This window comes from Bacillus mesophilum, from assembly GCF_008923265.1.
Lineage (GTDB): Bacteria > Bacillota > Bacilli > Bacillales > Cytobacillaceae > Cytobacillus > Cytobacillus mesophilum.
Genome location: NZ_WBOT01000002.1, coordinates 557,154 through 575,497 on the forward strand (window position 1 = coordinate 557,154; position 18,344 = coordinate 575,497).

Genomic DNA, 18,344 nt, shown 5'->3' on the forward strand with positions numbered 1-18,344 from the left:
GTCTTGCTGTGGACATTGGTCAGATTCGGTTTTCCAGCACCAGTACCTATTGGGAAGAGATTTCCTTTGTATAATCATCCCATTTTAGTTATCACAGTTCGCATTAGATGTACACTGTAGAGCTACTCTTTTTTTGTTATTTCAAAACCCTTATGTCTCTTAACTGTACTGTATGTAAAGAAGAAAAAGTTTAAAACCAATTTCTTCTTGATGGAGGTTGAGGAAAATCGTATAATTTCGGTTTATTTTCTTCGCTTTTTTTACGTCTTTTTTTATTTTTATCTCTATCTATTAAATGATCAAGCTTTTGAATCGCTTTTTCTAACTCCAGTTCTGTTAAGTCACCTTTTGCAAATATACTGCACAATATTCCGTAGGCAATAGGCGTTGTATCAATATCGACATTAACAGTTAAATCCACGTCTGAGTTGCCGCTGCGTTCAATCACTGTTTTTAAATTATTTTCAACTTGCCTCTCCATCCTTACTCCTCCTTTAATTTTTTTCTTGAACATTAAGCACAGGGGGACTATTACTTAGTACCCCTGTGCCTAAACTAGATAGGTTAATCTTAAAAATCAAATTCTTGGTTTTGGTCCTGATCTTGATCTTGCTCCTGATCGGAATCAGCATCAGATCTAGCACGGACTCTTGCTCTGGAATCACTATCAACTGTGATTTCAAATTCTACTCTGGAGTTTCCGCTGTTGCAAATATTAGCTTTTGCAATATTCGTGTTTTTGTCCTTAACATCTACATCTGTGTCGTTGTCAGCATCAGCCTCACTGTTTGCTCTTGCTTGCAGCTCATTATCCAGTTCAAAATCAACATCCACATCTGTTTCGTTGTTTGAACCATTTCTTCCATTTCTTCCACCAAAGATTGACTCGTTTCTCCATACTTTGCTCATGAAGAATTTCCCTCCTTTAACTTTTGATAATATAAGATATTCAGTTGTACACATTATGTTTGGACAAGAGTATAAAAAAAAGTAGACAAGCATCCATTTTTATAAAAAATTTCTTCCTATTCATTTTTCAAATGGTATGCATCAGCATAATTTTGGCGGATCTATAGCTTTATCTATTTCACCAATAACAAAAGGGACCTGCTATAGGCAGGTCCCCTCAAATTACGCTTTTATTGATGTTACGTAGTTTTCTTCTAATGTCTTCTTCAATAAAGATGCCAATTCCAGCATTCCATATTTTCCTGCTTTTGCTTCTGCATCTGAATTATAGTTTGTGTTTGTATTGATATCATAGGTGTAAATGTCACCGTCAGCATTTTTGATAAATTCAATACCAGCCACTTGAATATCGTTTCGCGAGAGAACGTCTTTATATTTTTCTATGATACTATCGTCAAAGCCATCAATGATTTGGAATTTCGGTTTTTCTACCACCTCTTCTCCTACAGGGCAGAATAAGTCTCCGATCTGGCAGGCGTCTGCCGGGCAGAGTTCAAAGCCTTCAGATGTATCCACCCGAACGGCATACACAAATTCACCTCCAACAAATTCACAGCGAGTGATGTAGCTCTCTGGTGATTGAATGTATTGCTGAATAAGGGTTATGCCATCAACAGGCTCTTCAAATGCTGGTCCCTCCACATATGCTTTCAGAGCGTCAATACTTTGAAATAATTGCACACCCAAACCTTTGCCGGCACGATTATGCTTCGTGATAAACGGCTGCCCTGCGAAGGCTTCGGCTGCCTTTAAGATCTGCTGTTTTCCCACCGCTGCAATCGTTTTTGGTGTTTTGACACCACACTTTTCTAACTCCAAGTATTGAAGTACCTTGCTGACTTCAAGCTTCAATGCGTTTGTGCCATTAAGCACTGTACGTCCATGCGCTTCCAGCCAAGCTAATACCTGTCCGGAAAATTCAGCGGCAAAGCGATGATCACGTGTATGAGAAGAAGCACTCATTCTGCTGTAGAAAATTCCTTCCGGCGGTTCTGAAGATAAATCAAGCGTTCCTTCGTCTAAATGCCATTCTTGATAAGGAACACCAAGTTCCTCTAGTCTATTGGTTAAGTGAACGGTCCACTCACTATTTTCATGAATTACATATACTTTGGTCATGTTCGGGACCCCTTTCTAGTTCTTTATTAAACTGCGTTTTTGTTCAACTAGTGGCATAACTTGCTTTGCAAACCGTTCCATTTCCTCCAATTGAGGTGAAAATTGCAGTAACAGCAAGTCTAAGCCTTTTTCTTCATATTGCAGTATTCGATCGGCTATTTGGTCTGGTGTTCCTACTAAATTTGGACGCAAGCCACGGTTGGAAACAGAGTAGTCCTGTAGCTGAATCTGCTGTTCTAATTGTGATTTCGTAGTGAAATCTTTGAAGCCGGCATAAGCACTTGAATCCTTTACAGTTGTGATCTTTTCAAGTTCAGCAAATGCCTCTTCTTCTGTATCCCGGCAAATCACATAGGCAGCCATTCCGAATGAACTAAAAGGCTCATTGCCAGTTTGGGAACGCCTTGCCTTCATATCGGCAATTTTTTGCTGTATTTCTTCGACCGTTCCGCCATGCATCACATAGGCATCACATTTTTCTGCAATGGTTTGCTTGCCTTTTTCACTTTCACCGCCTGCATAAAGAATCGGATTTGGTCTTTGAACAGGCTTTGGCGCAAGCTTTGTATCTTTTAAATCGTAAAATTGGCCAGAATATTGGAAGGTTTCTTCTGTCCATAACCCTTTTAAGACATCAATAAACTCCTCGGTACGGGCATAACGCTCGTCATGTTCGGTGAAAATTCCAGCATATTGGCGCGCCTCTTCTGCCCACCAGGCAGATACTACATTAAGAGTAAAGCGACCATTGCTGATCTGATCAATATTGGCTGCCATTTTGGCTGCAACGGCAGGATTATGAAAACCAGGGCGGATCGCTGTCATTATTTCAATTTTCTCAGTAACCGCTGCAAGAGAAGCAGCCGTAGACCAGGCTTCAAGCGAATCATGTTCTGGCCCTTTGATATCATTTAAATATAATTCCGCGATTAATGTTGTGGAATAACCCCATTGCTCGGCACTTTGAATCACATTTTTTGCATAATCAAAAGTTGCCGGCATTTGTTCATCTTCAACATTACGCAGCCAGCCTCCAAATATCGGCAGCCAAAAACCATATTTCATCTCTCTTCGCTCCTTTGATAACTAATTATATACTTTTCCTATAACTTAAGTAGGATTAATAAACAATGAAAAAACTCTCCTCCTAAGAAGAGAGTTTTATTAACCCTCTTCTCATCTTTCAAGCAGTACGCTTGCTGGAATTGGCACAGTGTTCATAAGAACCTGCTGCCGAGGCTTCAAAGGGCCAGTCCCTCCACCTCTCTGGATAAGAAGAAAATATTCAATTGTTCATTTATTTAATGCGATAATAAATTAAATTCATACAATTGTCAATAAATTAATTCTACGCTCTAAATATTGAGTAATTTACCCTTTACCTTCTATTCAAATAAATTATTTTCATTTAGAAACCCAAAATATTTCAATATTTACAGACAAACACTAGACTTTAAACCTGCTGACAACCACTTTTAAATCATCCGCTAAATTGGATAATGCTGCTGATGAAGCTGCTATCTCTTCCATTGATGCAAGCTGTTCCTCTGCAGAAGCGGCCACGTTTTGTGAATGTGATGATGTCTGTTCTGATATATTAATAATCCCAGAAACTGTTGCTGACACTTCTTGAGTACTAGCCGATATTTGTTCAGAAGTCGCTGCCATATCATTCGTTTGTTCTGTTAAGCTTGCCATATGATCAAGAATTTCTTTGAAGTTAATGCTTGTCTGCTGAACAATGTCTAACCCCTCTTTCACCTCTTCAGAAACTTGCTCTATAGACCTGCTTGACTGCTCCATATCTTCTTGTATTGTCCGAATAAGTACTGAAATTTGGGAAGAAGATGCTTGTGACTGTTCTGCAAGTTTTCTCACTTCATCTGCTACAACAGCAAATCCTCTCCCATGTTCACCTGCTCTAGCAGCCTCAATCGCTGCATTTAATGCCAGTAAATTCGTTTGGTCTGCAATATCTGTAATGACTTTCGTTATTTTTTCTATTTCTTGTGATCTATGATCTAACGTTTTAATAACTTCTCCGCTTGCAGCTGCAGATGAATTTATTGCATTTATTTGCTTAACCGTACTTTGAACAAGCAACCCGCCTTCTCTGGCTTTTTCGACAGCAGCATTACTGACTTCGGAAACCACTAATGCATTTTCGGCAATAGAGTGAATACCTTTTGCCACTTCTTCTAGCGCTAATGCACTCTCTTGCACATTCACTGCCGATTGTTCGGCTCCATTCGCTACTTGCTGAATTGATTCTGTAATCGTCTCTGTGGCAATGCTCGTTTGCTCTGAACTTGCAGTCAGCTGTTCAGATGAAGAAGCTAGTTGTTCAGAGGTTTGAATAACTTCATCTAACATTGTTTTAAGATTATGAGCCATTTGATTGTAGCTTACTGCTAAAGAGCCAAGCTCATCTTTTGAATGATCCTGAATTTTCGCTGTAAAATCTCCATTTCCAGCCATTTCAAGAGCATTGGTCATCATGGCAAGTCTCTTTTTCATTTTAGATGTAAACAGATAAACAACAGAAACAGCTAATGCTATCATAATCAATAAAACAATGATAAATTTTGTTAGAAAGGAAGACAGTATTTGATTGATTATTTCTTCTGAAGCACCAACATAAAAGATCCCAAGTACTTCTCCTGATGAAGACTGTATGGGCATATATGCCGTTTGGTACATATTCCCTGCCACATTTGCTTCACCATAATAACTTTTTCCTTTATTTATGACCGTGTCCACTACCTCAGGTGAAGCTTTGGTCCCAATCGCACGCTCTCCATCGATCATGACATTTGTCGTTACACGTGTATCTTTAAGAAAGATGGTTACAGTGTCTCCCGTATCTTCTCCAATCTTATCTACTATTTCAAAATTGTCATTTATTTTTGCAGATCCTTTATATAACTCATTTCCTCTAACTTCCCAATCACCTGGGTACTTATTATCGATATAGCGATAAGCTAATCCTAAATCTCCCTTTGCTTTCTCTGTTGCAAATTCTTTTATCCCTTTTGTTACCTCATTATTTGCAACAAAGCCAATAACTGCTGACAAAATCAAAATGATTGATATAACTATCAAATTTATTTTTGCAGCCAGCTTAAAATTAAATTTCTTTATTTTCCCCAATTCACGTTCTCCTATTCGATCTCATATTCATTTTTATATCTCCCCAAAATACTATCGGCTGATATAAGATAAACGTTAATACGGTTTTTACCGAAAAGAAGAAAAAATTTAATTGTAAGATTTTCCATGTAAAAACAAAGGTCCCCTCAATTTTGAGTTTAAGAGAGGTTAGGCGATTATAAGCCATATAGAATAAACGATTGACACCTTTAATAGTTGCGGGTTTTTTTTCTCTGGTCTGCAATAATGCACAAATTATAATCGTCAGTTTATTATATTTTTTATAATCATATCTTGAGCAAAATATGTAATGAGCCATCCTGTGATTCCAAGACCAAATGAAATAAATATATTCATTGAGTGCTTTAATGTAAATCCAATAATCAGCAGCATTATAACTGTTGCGGGAAGTCCCCAAACAACATTCATAGCAAACTTGCTTATTTTGTCTATCTGTTCTCCTTGAGTATATAACCATATGATACTTAACAAACTCACGATCGGCAGGGCAGCAATCTTACCTCCCTGCTGAGGATATCTTTGGGCAATTTCTGTAATAATACCAATGATAATAGCCGATATCACAATTTTAGCTATTGTAAACATCCTTTGCTCTCTCCTTTAACAAGGTAAATGCCTTTAGTATATATTCTCTTTCTTCATCACTCATCTTTTCGATTAGCACTCTTTTTAGCTTTTCTTCATCTAAACTGGAATGACGCTGCAGCACTTCTGTTCCCAATTCGGAAAGCTGTAAAATAACTTTCCTTTCATCTTTGCTGCTGCGAGTCTTGAATACATATTTTTTTTCCAGCAAGCGCTTAATATGCTCAGAGGCAGTGTTATGGGATGTGCCAATCGCTGCTGCAATCTCTTTGATTCCCACTTCCTTCTCTTTTTGAATCACCTGCAAAGTCCGTATATTTTGGTGAGTGATTTTTTCAGTGTGGTTGTAACGCAATTGATAGTATATATCGGTCCAAAGATGATTTAATTGTTCAATTTCTTTCATCATCGCAACTCCTTATATCGTGTATTAAGATTATATCTTATAATACGATACATTTTCCAACGAAGCAATGCTCTATCACAAACAAAAGAGCTGCTGATCAATTAGGATCAGAAGCTCTTTTTAGATATCCTCTTTTTTTAACGGTAATCATTTAATTATCTCTATATTTTACTGGACTGCCCGCTTACAAAAATCAGTGAGCCCTTGTAAGCGATCTTGGGTTGCTACTACTTGAGGATAGCCCATTAGCTTGAAATTTAACAATGTCATAGCAGATTACCATATGCTGATTTACTCTCTCATTCTGTGATATGTTAATTGCACCACACCAGAAGAAAATGTTTTCGAATTGACTAATGTTAAATCCACCTCTTGTTTTATACCTTGGAATAAAGGTTTTCCTTCTCCTAGAATAACTGGGTGAACAGATAATCGATATTCATCGACTAGCCCCAGATTAATAAAAGTTGTAATCAGATTAGCTCCGCCATATAGCCAAAGATCTTTACCTGGTTTATTTTTCAACTTATTTACTTCTTCAAAAAGATGATCGTTTATAAAAACGGCAGAATCATCTCTTCCTTTTTGCGTTTTTGAAAAAACATATTTCTCTTTACTGTGTATGGATGCCCACATTTCTCTTTCTGTTTTATTTCCTTCTGCTTCTTTTACATATTGTCCCCATAGATCGTAGCTTTTTCTTCCGTATAAAATACCATCAATTCCGTTTAAAAATTCGATAAAATTCATTTCTGGATCCATTATGCACCAATCGATTTCACCATCCTTGCCTTCAATGAAACCGTCTAAGGTTACAGCTAAATCTAAGATTATTTTTCTTTTATAAATAGACATATTTCTTCCTCCTCATAGAAATGTTTCCCTACTCAATTGAAATGAACATGAACCTTAAGCCATTATTCTCCAATCTTTCAGAGCCATTATTTTTAGCTCAGTGCCTATTTGCCTTTAAAAATATTTTTACATGTTGATACTTATAAAGAACCTAAAGTTTTCATTTCCGCGGCTCTCAATTTTCAAGCAGATGCAGCGATTTTCCAATAAGGAGTATGAACGGCTGCTTCTAAAAAGGACAGCCGTCCAGTCAATAGATTGATATAGAATAGATGTGGTCATACCTCTCTTGTTATTTGATATTCTCTGACAACTGTAAAATAATTCCTTAAGACCAAGAATGATAATAAGCGGAAGTGATCACAGTGTACAATAGCCAAAAAAATTATATATTGCGGAATTAGATCATTTAATCAGAGGACAATGAGTACCTAATAATGAATAAATATCAGATTCCTAAGCTTCCTCAGCAATATGTTTTGAATTTATGTACCAGGCATTGGACATACTAATTTTAATAATAAACTGCAGTTAGTACTTTAAGTAAAGCTTAGCTTTCACTTTCAGAATCTGATAACCATTCATTATGGCGATGTTATTCTTATCTGGTTAAATTATTTTCATATAGGTGGTAATGGAACATGGATTTCCCTACAATACATACAAACTTTTGGGATGCAGTGATTGCAGTGCCTCTTGTCCTAGTGCTAACACAATTGTTTAAGACATTTGTTAAAATACCGAAAACGTATATTCCAACCATTGCTCTTTTTTTCGGACTGCTCATTTCAATTTTCATAAGTCATCGTAACCATCTCGTTGCTGGGATTTTTATGGGCTGGTTTTATGGATATGCGGCTATTGGATCTTACTCCTCTTTAAAAACGACAATTATCTCTTTCCGAAAGAAAACGTAATTACTTATAGAATCGGCAGATGAATCTCTACCTCCTCTTCTCCCCCTCCCACAGGGTGATAAGTCTCGATAATATAAGCGTTCAAATCCCTTTGGTAACCTTGTTCATCTGCCCAAATCAATAATTGCGAATGCAGTTCATTCAGCATCAAAATATTCCCTCTTGCACTTATGTAATTCTTTGCAATCTCAATATATTCCATTTCTGGAGGTACTTCATTGAATTTTTGACTCACAACCAAACCTGCATAATAGTGGCCTATCTTATGCTCCCCACTCTTTTTAGGCTCATACAATGCAATTTCGGTCCCCGTTGAATGTGTGATTTCATTTGAACGACTTAATAGCCGCTGAGCAAGCAGTGGAACTTCCTGACTATAGTTAACGTACTCCCCGCTCCCTTTTAAGGCAACTACTTTAAATTCCTTTTTACTCATCATAAAAGACATTATAATCCCCCCTATTCAGATAAACACTTTATTCAACAAAAAGATGCTTCTTCCTGCAAAGCAACGCTTATTAACAGTATCCTCATTTGATATTTAACGACCTTTCACTATATATTGCTTCTGTCGCAAAAGCAGCTTCTTCTATCCACAATAGGCATCCGCCCATTCATCTAGGCATTCACCCGAATAAGGTATAAATATAAGTATGATAATTTCTGGAAACTTCAAGAATTGAAACAATATGGAGGTATGAAGATGATCAAATTAATCCCATTTCAAGGAACTGTCACGATGATTACTGATTTAATGGGACAAAACGGTGAAGGAGCCGGCTGCAGCAAACTGATGACGGTTGAGAATAGTATGGGTTCAATCGTCAATTTTGTCGTCACACCAGCCACGTATTTTGCTGAACATGAAGCGGTAGCTGCCGGGGATATGGTAACCGGCTATTACGATGGCAATGCTCCTGCCATTTTGATCTATCCGCCGCAATACCCTGCGATTGTGATGGTAAAAGAAAAACCCTATCAGAATGTGAAAGCAGATTATTTTAATACTCAATTGATTAGCAGTAACGGAGAATTACAATTAATAATCTCTCCATATACTCAAATCTTACTGACAAACGGGCAGCCCTTTTCAGGAAGCATCGCAAATCGAAATTTAATCGTTTTTTATGGAACTGCCACTAATAGTGTTCCTGCCCAAACCAACCCATACAAAATCATTGTTTTGTGTCAGTAATAATCACTGAAAAGTTTGGCGGAATACAAACTTAAAACAGGAAACATGGGAATGTTCGGCATAACAGCAAAATATAATGACACTAATTTAGTTCATTGTTTTTTTTGGGGGGAATCCTGCAGCAAAGGGAGCGAGCAAAACATGGGCGTTACTAGCGGCAAAGGGTTTTTAGACAGATTAAATAAAATGAAAAACGAAGTGTGGTTTGATGGCGAAAGGGTTAATGGGAATATTTCCGAGCATTTAGCATTTAAGGGCATCCTGAAGGCAAAAGCTTCGCTGTACGATTTACAAATCGATTCCGACCTAAAAGATGAAATGACCTTCTTTTTGCCTGAAGAAAAAGAACCCTTCGGCATTTCGTATATGCAGCCAAAAACAAAAGATGATTTACAGAAAAGAAGAAAAATGATGCAAGCCTGGGCAAGGAACACACATGGATTGATGGGAAGAAGTCCTGATTATATGAATACGGTTGTGATGAGCTTTGCCTCCTCCGCATCCATTTTAAACGGCAGAGATAATTGTTTTCCCGATCATTTACATGCTTTATATAAAAGAGCACTGAAACAGGATCTCTCATTTACACATACTTTTATTACACCCCAGGTCAATCGATCTCAAGTTTACATGGAGTTCTCAGATGAGCCGATTTCCGCTAAAATTGTGGAAAAAAACAATACGGGCTTAGTTATAAAAGGTGCCCGTTTGCTTGCTACTCAAGGAGGATTAACGGATGAGGTTCTGGTCTTTTCTGCTCCAAGGCTGTTTATTGATTCAAGCGAAGTGTTTGCCTTTTCCATCCCTTCTAATACAAAAGGGTTAAAGTTTATTTGCAGGGAATCTTTTGTGGGTGGAGAATCTTTTTTTAATCATCCATTAAGCTCACAATACGAAGAAATGGATTCTATTGTTGTTTTTGATAATGTCATGGTTCCGTGGGATCGGGTCTTTTATTATGAAAATGTGGATGCAGCAGCTGACTTCCTTCTTCAGAGTTCCTTTTACTCATTCGCATACCATCAAGTGATCACTAGACAAATTGTCAAAACAGAATTTATTCTCGGGGTCACTGAACTGATCGTCAAAGCCATAAATGTCGGCGAATATCAGCATATCCAAGATAAACTTTCTGAAATCATCATTGGACTTGAAACAATGAGAGCACTCTTAGAGAAATCGGAAAATGATGCTGTTGCAGATGTGTTCGGCATTATGCGTCCCAGCTTAATTTCACTGCAAGCGGCCAGTACTATTTATCCTAAAATCTATCCACGCTTCAGTGAAATCATCCAGCTAATTGGAGCGAGCGGTATGATTTTACTGCCCACCGAGAAGGCCTTTCAATCTGAAATACGCCCAGACTTGGATCAATACCTGCAAAGTGATAGCATGAATGCCAAGGATCGTGTAAAACTTTTCCGCTTAGCATGGGACCTAACGATGAGTTCATTTGGTACAAGACAAACACAATATGAAAGATATTTTTTTGGTGACCCTGTTAAATTATCAAGCAATCTTTATAGTAACTATCCAAAAGATTTTTATGTTGAGGAAGTAAGAAAGTTTTTAAACCAGCAGTAAAGTATGTATTAGTGAAGTATCCTAATTTCTCAATCCTCTGCACGGTTAAAAATGATCCTTATTTGCTATACTGATTTTGACGATGACTATTTCTAGCAGAAAGAAGTTGAATAAGGATGGAAGAAAACGTTTTTGAGCAGATGGCGAACAAGTATGATACAGCAGAGAGAATTGAGATGGCTAAAATCATTACGAATGAAGTGAAAAATGCATTGCAAAACAGCCAGACAAATTCACTAATCGACTATGGAAGCGGCACTGGTCTGGTCGGGCTCGAGTTAACACCTCTTGTAAAATCTGTCCTTCTCGTTGATTCATCACAAAAGATGCTGGATGTTGCTCAGGCAAAAATTACTCACAAAGGCATCTCTAATGCCAGCACTCTCTATTCTGACTTTACTCAGGAAATGCCTAATGATGTAAAGGCAGATATTGTTGTGATGTCACTTGTACTTCTTCATATTCCGGATACTCGTAAAATCTTACAATCACTTTTTAACATCCTGCATGATGGGGGCAGACTGATTATTGTTGATTTTGATAAAAATGACAAAATCCAGCATCCTAAAGTCCATAATGGTTTTGTACAAAATGATCTTAAAAACCTGTTATCTGAAGCAGGATTTAAATCAACTGACATTCACACATTTCACCATGGAAAAGCTATTTTTATGAATCAGAATGCTTCCATGTTTTTAGCGAGCAGTTTAAAGTGATTATCTAGAGTGCAGCGCATCAAGATACCCAATAAATAGACCTTCAGCAAAGGTCATGATCGTCGAGGAGGGTTTGAATAACTGCCCTTCTTTTTTATACCTTCATGAAGCGGTTATTAGCAGCACTGGTGAACATTCGAGTAAATGGAAGGATTTGGGCCCACTAAACTTTCGAGCTTGCCAGCCTGCAAGTATTTTTTATTTTTCTGAAATTTTCCATATATTGTGCTAAAATGAAGGTAGCTTACAGAAGATGGTGTCTTTTTAAATCAACTTAATCCTAAGTATTTAATTGTATTTTGTTTAATTATGAGTGTTTTCATGGCAGTCTTACTCTATTAAGCTGGAAAACAGGCAAAAAAGAATACCACAATAGCCTTCCTATTCATGTTTGCATTTTCAATTAAGACAGTTAACGTAATTTGGTTTTTATCTAATTTACGACAATACCAGGAAAGGTGGTCATTACCATGGCTTTATCTTTTGTAAATATAATTCCTTTATTCATTAATTTAGCTGTGATCGTCTTCATTATCTGGGGCATTGTTTCCATCGTTAGCGCACAAGGTGAGAGAAATAAAATCCTTAAAGAGATCTCAGCCAAACTAGATAAAATAGAACAAATCAAAAAGGAAGATTAATTAGTCTCTTCCGTGAACCAATGGAGGTATTTATGGGGAAATATGTCGTCATCACACTACTGACCATTATGCTTTCAATCATTTCTTTCTCTATCATTTCAGCGTTTCTCCATTTTGACGAATACTACAGCATAATGCTCATCATAATTGCATTACTTGCAATCATCATCGCCTTATTAAATAGAATCATTGATATATTGAATAAAAGACATTAATACAACCAGCTTGGCACAACAAATAAACGCTTTCTTGGAGATAAATTAATGAGATCTTCATATTTTCCATTGGAATCTTCCCAATAAACCTGTAATTGAAGCTCATCCTCCTTATTTTGGAACATAGAATCCCAGCTATGAAAATAGTTTATTTTATTATATTTCTCTGCTAGCTTATCGTTTCGGTATTCTAGTTGATGTATTTCCTCACCATTTCTTGTGAGTTTTGCACCTGTAAAAACAATGTTCTTTTCTCCATGCCAATAAAGATAGCCGATCCAATCTCCTTTTGGAGCTCCAGCTTCCCGGTTATAATCTCCGCTCCACAGACTGCTTTGAGAAGTACCTTCCCACTTGGGTGGCTGGATTACCGAATAAATCATCCAGATCATCAGGAGCAGGGCAGCTGTCATAAAAATGTAAATATATTGTTTACGTTCCATAAAATCTCCTTCAAGGACACCATTTAATGGGTAATTAAGCAAAATGTTAGTGATGTATAACTACTTTTCATGCATCACTAGATTTACTGAGAGAGAAAAAACGATTAATATCAGTTGCCAATGCATTATTTTTCCATTTGCTTGTCTTCTTTTGGTTTACTGAGCCCATTCCAAGTGTAGTATACAGCCCAAAAGACAAGTGCAGTAAGAATGGCAAATGGCTTTAATTTTTGAGGCAAATAAAGCACTAATATAAACCCAATGATTAAAAAAGGGGGCATTAAGATCCAATAAAGCTTATCTTTGAATTTGGTAAACATGTAAAATAAATCACCCCGCATCATTTCCATTTTATGTATTATCATTAAATAATTTCGATATAAACTGTCTGAATCCTTCTCTAATCTGAAAAATGGTCTTAGAATAACAAAAAAGAAGCTAATCCACTAGCTTCTTTTTTGTTTATAGCTATTAGCTCTCTCACATTAACTATATAATCTTGTATGTAAGATTCTCGTATACAGAAGCAGAAATAATTTCTGCATTTCTATGCGTTCACAACCGGAAAAGTCACCGTAACCTCTGTCCCTTTTCCTTCCTCGCTCGAAAAGTTAATGGTTCCTTCATATTTTTGAACGATATTAAAACAAATCATTAAGCCAATTCCTGTTCCTCTTGCTTTTAATGAATAGAATGGCGTTCCGATCTGCTCCAGCTGTTCCTGATTCATTCCTGATCCGCTATCAATAATGACAATTTTAACTGTATCATGATTACCTGTTACTTTTATAATAATTGTATCTCCATGATGTGAAGCCTCGATCGCATTTTTTAAAAGATTGACAAATAACTGCTTAAACTCCAAGATATTGCATTGAATTTCGTAGTCATCTTCAATCTCTAACTCAATATGAATGGTATCGAACAATGCGTATGTGTTGAGAAGATCCATTACGGTATGAAGAGCAGGGTTGACTGATACAATCTCAGTTTTGGTTTCTGCTGGCTTTGCCAATGATAAAAAATTGGAAATGACGGTCTCTGCGTCTTGAAGCTGATCCAACATCAAATGGTAATGCTTTTTGATATGTTCTGGAATTTCCTTGTCTCCCTCATGCAATTGAATAAAACCTTTAACTACTGTAATAGGATTTCGAATTTCATGCGCAACAGCAGCCGCCAATTGTCCAGTGGTCCGCAGCTTTTCATCTTCTTTCATTTGAACATAATAACGTTCCTGGTCCTTCATCTTCTTTTTAAAAAGCAGAAAAAGGAAAAGCAGGATAATTTGTGATCCAACAAAATTAATGACTACCCCAGCATAATCCATATAGGTGTATACAAGTGTACTCCCTGAATCAGACATCATAAAATAGATGAAGATGCTAATTGTGATCGTAATATTACTTACCAAGGTTATATAAAATAGTTTTGTATGCAGAAACAAAACAGGAATAACAGGCAGATAACTAATCATTAATAACGAAGCAAACCTGTCAGCAAACTGTAAATACATAAAGAAAAAATATCCGGACATAAAGAGAATGATTGCAGCTCTAAATCTTCCTGAATCTTTCTTCGGGAACATGATGAATAGAATAGAAATAATAATCACAAGTAACAACTGAAAAATTAATGTTGACGTAATGATCCGTCCGTTAACCTCAAAAATTAACAATAGCCCTGAACTCATTAAGATAATCAGAATGCTGATAATCATTCGATAAATTTTTATGCTTGGTAATAAATCATTGTCGATCATTTTGAAAAGTCCTCACAATACTTGTTGTCTCTTATTTTCTATGGATTTCATAAAATATCCTTTTTTAATGGAATGCTTTTAATGCTAAATTTACTTCATCAGATTATTAATAAAACAATTTATTGCTAAATGGATTCTATTATAAAAATTTGTTATCTCAATATAATTTATCTTAATCAATTTCAATTAAAAGACAACGTATTCAACCAATTACAATGATATGCGCTTTTTTTATAATATCCTACACTCAAATTACACTGTGAATTTAGTTGCAGGATTGTTCATTGTGCATGATATTATTTTACCATATTTTCTAGAAAGTGTTTGTACAATAGCCAATTATGGTTATTAATTTCTCATATATTTTTAAAAAAAGTAAGACAGTCGTCAATCAGGACATATGTAGTTTTTTGTACGCTAATGGTGTTGTATCCATTGCTTTTCGAAACCTTTCAATATAATAGCTTGTGCTGTTAAATCCTACACTATAGGCAATATCGGTTATATTCGATTCAGGTTGCTTCAGTAAAATTAAGCTTTTTTGAATACGATAGTGTGTGACATAGTTTAATGGTGTTGTTTTCAATATCCGTTTAAAGTATCGACAGCATTCAGATCTGCTTAATTGGCCTGCTTTGGCAATATCATCTAACAGGATTTTTTCAGCGTAATTGAAGTGAATCCAATCTAACATTTGTTTCATTCTTTGACTCTTAATCATTTCCGCTAGCTCAAATTCTAATTGAATGCCATTCATCATGAGGTTTTTCCAGATTAAATTTATATGAATACTGATATCAATTTGGTAACAGGAGGGAGTTTCTTTTGTCAGCTGATGAATCTTCCTTATAGAGGCCAAAATATTAAATGCCCAGCCTTCCGCATGGATCAACTTGATATAAGGAATATTTGTTGCCTCAGTGTAAGGTTTTACATACATGGCATTAAGTTCTTGCGGCAGTACAAAACTCGGAGAAATATTTAAACAAATATAAGCACAGCCTGAATCGTTTTTATCCTCTGCACTATGGAGGCAGCTGCTATTAATAAAGAGCCCCTCCCCTTCCTGCACCATAATTTTCTCTTCATTAATGTGAAAATCGGCTTCCCCATTTATAACGAGTACAAACTGAAACTCATCATGCCAATGAAGCGGTATATATCCATTAACATTTTGGTTAATGACCGTTTCATAACAGGCAACCGGCAGTACCATGGTGCGATGTTCAGTCAATTCCCTTAAATTTTGGTCAATCATAAAATCTATAATTTGCATACAATCGCCTCAATATCATGATATTTTACGAACCGATTTTAGTATTATTCCTAAGGTTTTCCATTTATTATTTAAAGTATTATAACACTATTTTTATATTCGAGGTGGAAAATCAAACATGAATAGAAGTAGGGGAATATTTCTTGTTATAACTGGAGCCATATTTTGGGGAGTCGGCGGAACAGCAGCTAAGAAGCTATTTGAATATGGAATTGATGTCAATTGGCTGGTGACGACACGCTTGCTCATTGCTGGTCTTTTACTCTTAACGATTCAATATTTCAAGAAGGATCGTTCCCAGATTTTCGGAGTCTGGAAAACAGGCAAAACGGCTGTTCACTTAGTGATCTTCGGTTTACTCGGTATGCTTGCTGTTCAATATACTTATATGGCTTCCATTGAACATGGAAATGCAGCGGTTGCAACATTATTACAGTATTTAGCACCCGTTATGATTATCCTGTACTTACTTTTACGCAAGCAAACCATTCTGACGCAAAGAGATCTGCTGACTGTTTCTCTCGCTTTAATTGGCTGTTTTTTCTTATTAACAAACGGCTCCATCTCACAATTATCTGTACCAGCACCTGCTATCATTTGGGGAATTTTATCTGGAATCGCCCTTGCATTTTATACGTTAAATGCCGTCCCTCTGCTGAAGCACTATGATTCACTTGTGATCGTTGGATGGGCGATGATCATCGGCGGTTGTGCGTTAAGTTTCATCCATCCGCCTTGGCAGATGAATTTTAATAGCTTAACACTAGAAGCTTATTTCTATTTAGCTTTTGTCATCATTTTCGGAACCATGATTGCCTTCTGGTTTTATATTGAAAGCCTGCAAAGCCTGTCACCTAAAGAATCCAGTCTGCTGGGCAGCATCGAGCCGCTCGCAGCTGTTTTAACAACTGTCTTTTGGCTAAAAGAACCCTTTGGTTATTTCCAGTGGCTCGGCACACTTTGTATCATTGGCATGATCTTATTTATGGCACTAAATAAGAAGACTTCATCAAGTTCCAGCCAGCATCCTGAAAAGAAAGAGCCCCTTAAGGTTGGTTGAATTGAGGGGCTTTTTTGCTATTCTTATCAACTAAACAGAATAGCACTTTAAATGGGAGATTCCTTGATTTAGGGACAATTAAACATCAAACTTAAATTCATATCCAATATAGTTAAACACATTTTTAAATCCTATATTTTCTGCAACTGCGATTGATGGCTTATTAGACGCCATACAATCCCAATACGGAACAAAGCTATGATTCAAGCAATTTTCAACGAAAGCATTAGCTGCCAGCTGCGCTAATTTTTTTCCTCGATGTTCCTCTAAAGTCTCAATATCTACACAATGAAACTGTTCAACTACAAAACCAGAAAAACAGACACTTACAATTTTATTTTGATGAACCACACAATAACCAGTGCCCCTTTGAAAGAAACTTTCAGCAGAAGCCCCGTACTCTGCCATTTTTGCATGTAAGAAATCCATATTTTTTATCTGCTTATCATAAAATATTTCACTTATCTGAACGACCTTATATTTTTCATCAAAAGCGGGTTTATTGGCAGCTTTATAATCATCTTTCTGCAGTGTGTAAACCCTTTGGTTCCAGCTTCCTAAACGACGATAGGCAAACACCTTTTCAATCGTTGTGTTCCACTGCGGATGATTGCCTATCCCCTCAAACCAATTTAACCCAACCTTATTTGCTTCTGGTGCGATAACAGTATCTATAAAGTGATTTAGTCCTGTATTAAACACATCATTTCTTTCATTTCCGATAAAAATAAAACCATCATTATTGCCTAGCCAGATCAATCCTGAAGCAGGTGATTCCATATCATCAACAAAGACACGCCCTGGATTTACCCCTTCGACTATTGCTCTAGCTTCTAATTGACCATGATCATTTAAAAGCCCTCTGCATTTATAAAATTCCGACTCTTTCAATTCTGTTATCATAGCATACCCCTTAAACTATTTAACATGTAAGTCCTTCTTTAAATAATAGTGCGTAAATTCTCTGCCGACTTGATCGATGCTGCCAAACACCTCATAGCCATTCTTTTGATAAAAATCTAACGCCTGAAAACTCAATGTATCGACTTTTATGAAATCACATTTTTTACCCAAAGCAATGGTCTCCAGCTCTGTTAATAATGTTGTTCCATACCCAGAATACCGAATGTCTTCATCTAAAATAAATGTATAAATCTCCAGCCAGTTCCAGCAGACTGCACTGAGAACGCCGCCAAAAACCTTGCCATCATCATCCTTCAGAAACAGGTTAATTTCTTCATATCTGTTCCCCAGCTCCTTTGGAAAATGTTTTAGGTTGAATTTATAAAGTGCATCGTCAACATATTGTTTATCATTTTTGTTTGGTTCTCTGCTAATATGCAATATCATTCGAAAAACTCCCTCTCTTTTCATAGCTTACTATTTCAATTATATAAGAGAAAATCCCTTCCTTTTCTACTATGGAGATG

At 36.6% G+C, this 18,344-nt stretch carries 22 protein-coding genes, 1 pseudogene and 1 riboswitch; of the genes and pseudogenes, 7 read left to right on the top strand and 16 right to left on the bottom strand.

The window, feature by feature from the left end:
• Window positions 1-190: 190 nt before the first annotated feature.
• The 9 genes and pseudogenes from F7732_RS07685 to F7732_RS07720 form a co-directional block, all read right to left on the bottom strand.
• Entirely contained in the window at window positions 191-481 is a 291-nt protein-coding gene (locus tag F7732_RS07685) for a hypothetical protein (protein ID WP_151573319.1), read from the bottom strand.
• A gap of 89 nt (window positions 482-570) precedes the next feature.
• Window positions 571-909 (bottom strand): hypothetical protein, encoded by a 339-nt coding sequence (locus tag F7732_RS07690; protein WP_151573320.1) that lies wholly within the window; start codon window positions 907-909, stop codon window positions 571-573.
• Between the two features lie 222 nt (window positions 910-1,131).
• The gene (locus F7732_RS07695; protein WP_151573321.1) at window positions 1,132-2,088 is read right to left on the bottom strand and encodes an ATP-grasp domain-containing protein; all 957 of its coding nucleotides are present in this window, start codon (window positions 2,086-2,088) and stop codon (window positions 1,132-1,134) included.
• 15 nt (window positions 2,089-2,103) lie between these two features.
• The gene (locus tag F7732_RS07700) at window positions 2,104-3,153 is read right to left on the bottom strand and encodes an LLM class flavin-dependent oxidoreductase (protein WP_151573322.1); all 1,050 of its coding nucleotides are present in this window, start codon (window positions 3,151-3,153) and stop codon (window positions 2,104-2,106) included.
• A gap of 108 nt (window positions 3,154-3,261) precedes the next feature.
• Window positions 3,262-3,365: riboswitch (SAM riboswitch) on the bottom strand.
• Window positions 3,366-3,534: 169 nt separating this feature from the next.
• Window positions 3,535-4,482 (bottom strand): methyl-accepting chemotaxis protein, encoded by a 948-nt coding sequence (locus F7732_RS23405; protein ID WP_420837680.1) that lies wholly within the window; start codon window positions 4,480-4,482, stop codon window positions 3,535-3,537.
• Window positions 4,477-5,238 (bottom strand): annotated as a pseudogene (locus F7732_RS23410) (cache domain-containing protein); the annotation flags it as partial. The gene F7732_RS23405 and the pseudogene F7732_RS23410, both read right to left, overlap by 6 nt.
• Window positions 5,239-5,502: 264 nt before the next feature.
• Window positions 5,503-5,844 (bottom strand): DUF3147 family protein, encoded by a 342-nt coding sequence (locus F7732_RS07710; protein ID WP_151573323.1) that lies wholly within the window; start codon window positions 5,842-5,844, stop codon window positions 5,503-5,505.
• Window positions 5,828-6,253 carry a MarR family winged helix-turn-helix transcriptional regulator gene (locus tag F7732_RS07715; RefSeq protein WP_151573324.1) on the bottom strand — a complete coding sequence of 142 codons (426 nt, stop codon included), beginning with the start codon at window positions 6,251-6,253 and terminating at the stop codon, window positions 5,828-5,830. Before F7732_RS07715 ends, F7732_RS07710 begins: the two co-directional genes overlap by 17 nt.
• A gap of 288 nt (window positions 6,254-6,541) precedes the next feature.
• Entirely contained in the window at window positions 6,542-7,105 is a 564-nt protein-coding gene (locus F7732_RS07720; protein WP_151573325.1) for a dihydrofolate reductase family protein, read from the bottom strand.
• Between the two features lie 641 nt (window positions 7,106-7,746).
• Between F7732_RS07720 and F7732_RS07725 the strand changes: the two genes are divergently transcribed.
• Window positions 7,747-8,022, top strand: a complete 276-nt coding sequence (locus F7732_RS07725; protein ID WP_151573326.1) for a hypothetical protein — start codon at window positions 7,747-7,749, stop codon at window positions 8,020-8,022.
• 4 nt (window positions 8,023-8,026) lie between these two features.
• Here the strand turns inward: F7732_RS07725 and F7732_RS07730 are convergent, their stop codons facing one another.
• Complete coding sequence (locus tag F7732_RS07730; RefSeq protein WP_151573327.1) at window positions 8,027-8,470, bottom strand: GyrI-like domain-containing protein; 444 nt, start codon at window positions 8,468-8,470, stop codon at window positions 8,027-8,029.
• Window positions 8,471-8,725: 255 nt separating this feature from the next.
• Here F7732_RS07730 and F7732_RS07735 point away from each other — a divergent pair, with 255 nt between their 5' ends.
• The 5 genes from F7732_RS07735 to F7732_RS07750 all read left to right on the top strand — a co-directional run bounded on the left by F7732_RS07735 (window position 8,726) and on the right by F7732_RS07750 (window position 12,373).
• A complete protein-coding gene (locus F7732_RS07735) occupies window positions 8,726-9,217 on the top strand; it encodes a hypothetical protein (protein WP_151573328.1) in 492 nt (163 codons plus the stop codon).
• Window positions 9,218-9,358: 141 nt separating this feature from the next.
• Window positions 9,359-10,801 (top strand): 4-hydroxyphenylacetate 3-monooxygenase, oxygenase component, encoded by a 1,443-nt coding sequence (hpaB, locus tag F7732_RS07740; protein ID WP_151573329.1) that lies wholly within the window; start codon window positions 9,359-9,361, stop codon window positions 10,799-10,801.
• A 116-nt stretch (window positions 10,802-10,917) separates the two neighbouring features.
• Window positions 10,918-11,517, top strand: coding sequence for a class I SAM-dependent methyltransferase (locus tag F7732_RS07745; protein WP_151573330.1), 600 nt, complete (start codon window positions 10,918-10,920; stop codon window positions 11,515-11,517).
• Window positions 11,518-11,987: 470 nt separating this feature from the next.
• Entirely contained in the window at window positions 11,988-12,158 is a 171-nt protein-coding gene (locus F7732_RS22565) for a hypothetical protein (RefSeq protein WP_161598844.1), read from the top strand.
• A gap of 32 nt (window positions 12,159-12,190) precedes the next feature.
• A complete protein-coding gene (locus F7732_RS07750) occupies window positions 12,191-12,373 on the top strand; it encodes a hypothetical protein (RefSeq protein ID WP_151573331.1) in 183 nt (60 codons plus the stop codon).
• On the opposite strand, the gene F7732_RS07755 is transcribed toward F7732_RS07750, so the two are convergent.
• The 4 genes from F7732_RS07755 to F7732_RS07770 form a co-directional block, all read right to left on the bottom strand.
• Window positions 12,370-12,816: a hypothetical protein gene (locus F7732_RS07755; protein WP_151573332.1), complete on the bottom strand. Its 447-nt coding sequence runs from the start codon at window positions 12,814-12,816 to the stop codon at window positions 12,370-12,372. The two genes, F7732_RS07750 and F7732_RS07755, sit on opposite strands and share 4 nt — an antisense overlap.
• Before the next feature lie 125 nt (window positions 12,817-12,941).
• The gene (locus F7732_RS07760; RefSeq protein ID WP_151573333.1) at window positions 12,942-13,136 is read right to left on the bottom strand and encodes a hypothetical protein; all 195 of its coding nucleotides are present in this window, start codon (window positions 13,134-13,136) and stop codon (window positions 12,942-12,944) included.
• Window positions 13,137-13,363: 227 nt separating this feature from the next.
• Window positions 13,364-14,578, bottom strand: a complete 1,215-nt coding sequence (locus F7732_RS07765; protein ID WP_151573334.1) for a sensor histidine kinase — start codon at window positions 14,576-14,578, stop codon at window positions 13,364-13,366.
• Between the two features lie 391 nt (window positions 14,579-14,969).
• Complete coding sequence (locus tag F7732_RS07770) at window positions 14,970-15,854, bottom strand: AraC family transcriptional regulator (RefSeq protein ID WP_151573335.1); 885 nt, start codon at window positions 15,852-15,854, stop codon at window positions 14,970-14,972.
• A 118-nt stretch (window positions 15,855-15,972) separates the two neighbouring features.
• Here F7732_RS07770 and F7732_RS07775 point away from each other — a divergent pair, with 118 nt between their 5' ends.
• Window positions 15,973-16,914 (top strand): DMT family transporter, encoded by a 942-nt coding sequence (locus tag F7732_RS07775; protein WP_151573336.1) that lies wholly within the window; start codon window positions 15,973-15,975, stop codon window positions 16,912-16,914.
• A 78-nt stretch (window positions 16,915-16,992) separates the two neighbouring features.
• On the opposite strand, the gene F7732_RS07780 is transcribed toward F7732_RS07775, so the two are convergent.
• Both F7732_RS07780 and F7732_RS07785 read right to left on the bottom strand, forming a co-directional pair.
• Window positions 16,993-17,817: a GNAT family N-acetyltransferase gene (locus tag F7732_RS07780; RefSeq protein WP_151573337.1), complete on the bottom strand. Its 825-nt coding sequence runs from the start codon at window positions 17,815-17,817 to the stop codon at window positions 16,993-16,995.
• Between the two features lie 15 nt (window positions 17,818-17,832).
• The gene (locus F7732_RS07785; RefSeq protein WP_151573338.1) at window positions 17,833-18,264 is read right to left on the bottom strand and encodes a GNAT family N-acetyltransferase; all 432 of its coding nucleotides are present in this window, start codon (window positions 18,262-18,264) and stop codon (window positions 17,833-17,835) included.
• Window positions 18,265-18,344 lie beyond the last annotated feature (80 nt).

Excerpts from the sequence above, each read along its gene's own strand:
- F7732_RS07685 (WP_151573319.1), bottom strand. The coding sequence starts at position 481 with ATGGAGAGGCAAGTTGAAAATAATTTAAAAACAGTGATTGAACGCAGC.
- F7732_RS07765 (WP_151573334.1), bottom strand. The coding sequence starts at position 14,578 with ATGATCGACAATGATTTATTACCAAGCATAAAAATTTATCGAATGATT.
- F7732_RS07690 (WP_151573320.1), bottom strand. The coding sequence starts at position 909 with ATGAGCAAAGTATGGAGAAACGAGTCAATCTTTGGTGGAAGAAATGGA.
- hpaB (WP_151573329.1), top strand. The coding sequence starts at position 9,359 with ATGGGCGTTACTAGCGGCAAAGGGTTTTTAGACAGATTAAATAAAATG.
- F7732_RS07785 (WP_151573338.1), bottom strand. The coding sequence starts at position 18,264 with ATGATATTGCATATTAGCAGAGAACCAAACAAAAATGATAAACAATAT.
- F7732_RS07710 (WP_151573323.1), bottom strand. The coding sequence starts at position 5,844 with ATGTTTACAATAGCTAAAATTGTGATATCGGCTATTATCATTGGTATT.
- F7732_RS07755 (WP_151573332.1), bottom strand. The coding sequence starts at position 12,816 with ATGGAACGTAAACAATATATTTACATTTTTATGACAGCTGCCCTGCTC.
- F7732_RS07760 (WP_151573333.1), bottom strand. The coding sequence starts at position 13,136 with ATGTTTACCAAATTCAAAGATAAGCTTTATTGGATCTTAATGCCCCCT.
- F7732_RS07695 (WP_151573321.1), bottom strand. The coding sequence starts at position 2,088 with ATGACCAAAGTATATGTAATTCATGAAAATAGTGAGTGGACCGTTCAC.
- F7732_RS07750 (WP_151573331.1), top strand. The coding sequence starts at position 12,191 with ATGGGGAAATATGTCGTCATCACACTACTGACCATTATGCTTTCAATC.
- F7732_RS22565 (WP_161598844.1), top strand. The coding sequence starts at position 11,988 with ATGGCTTTATCTTTTGTAAATATAATTCCTTTATTCATTAATTTAGCT.
- F7732_RS07715 (WP_151573324.1), bottom strand. The coding sequence starts at position 6,253 with ATGATGAAAGAAATTGAACAATTAAATCATCTTTGGACCGATATATAC.
- F7732_RS23405 (WP_420837680.1), bottom strand. The coding sequence starts at position 4,482 with ATGGCTCATAATCTTAAAACAATGTTAGATGAAGTTATTCAAACCTCT.
- F7732_RS07735 (WP_151573328.1), top strand. The coding sequence starts at position 8,726 with ATGATCAAATTAATCCCATTTCAAGGAACTGTCACGATGATTACTGAT.
- F7732_RS07725 (WP_151573326.1), top strand. The coding sequence starts at position 7,747 with ATGGATTTCCCTACAATACATACAAACTTTTGGGATGCAGTGATTGCA.
- F7732_RS07720 (WP_151573325.1), bottom strand. The coding sequence starts at position 7,105 with ATGTCTATTTATAAAAGAAAAATAATCTTAGATTTAGCTGTAACCTTA.
- F7732_RS07745 (WP_151573330.1), top strand. The coding sequence starts at position 10,918 with ATGGAAGAAAACGTTTTTGAGCAGATGGCGAACAAGTATGATACAGCA.
- F7732_RS07775 (WP_151573336.1), top strand. The coding sequence starts at position 15,973 with ATGAATAGAAGTAGGGGAATATTTCTTGTTATAACTGGAGCCATATTT.
- F7732_RS07700 (WP_151573322.1), bottom strand. The coding sequence starts at position 3,153 with ATGAAATATGGTTTTTGGCTGCCGATATTTGGAGGCTGGCTGCGTAAT.
- F7732_RS07780 (WP_151573337.1), bottom strand. The coding sequence starts at position 17,817 with ATGATAACAGAATTGAAAGAGTCGGAATTTTATAAATGCAGAGGGCTT.
- F7732_RS07770 (WP_151573335.1), bottom strand. The coding sequence starts at position 15,854 with ATGCAAATTATAGATTTTATGATTGACCAAAATTTAAGGGAATTGACT.
- F7732_RS07730 (WP_151573327.1), bottom strand. The coding sequence starts at position 8,470 with ATGTCTTTTATGATGAGTAAAAAGGAATTTAAAGTAGTTGCCTTAAAA.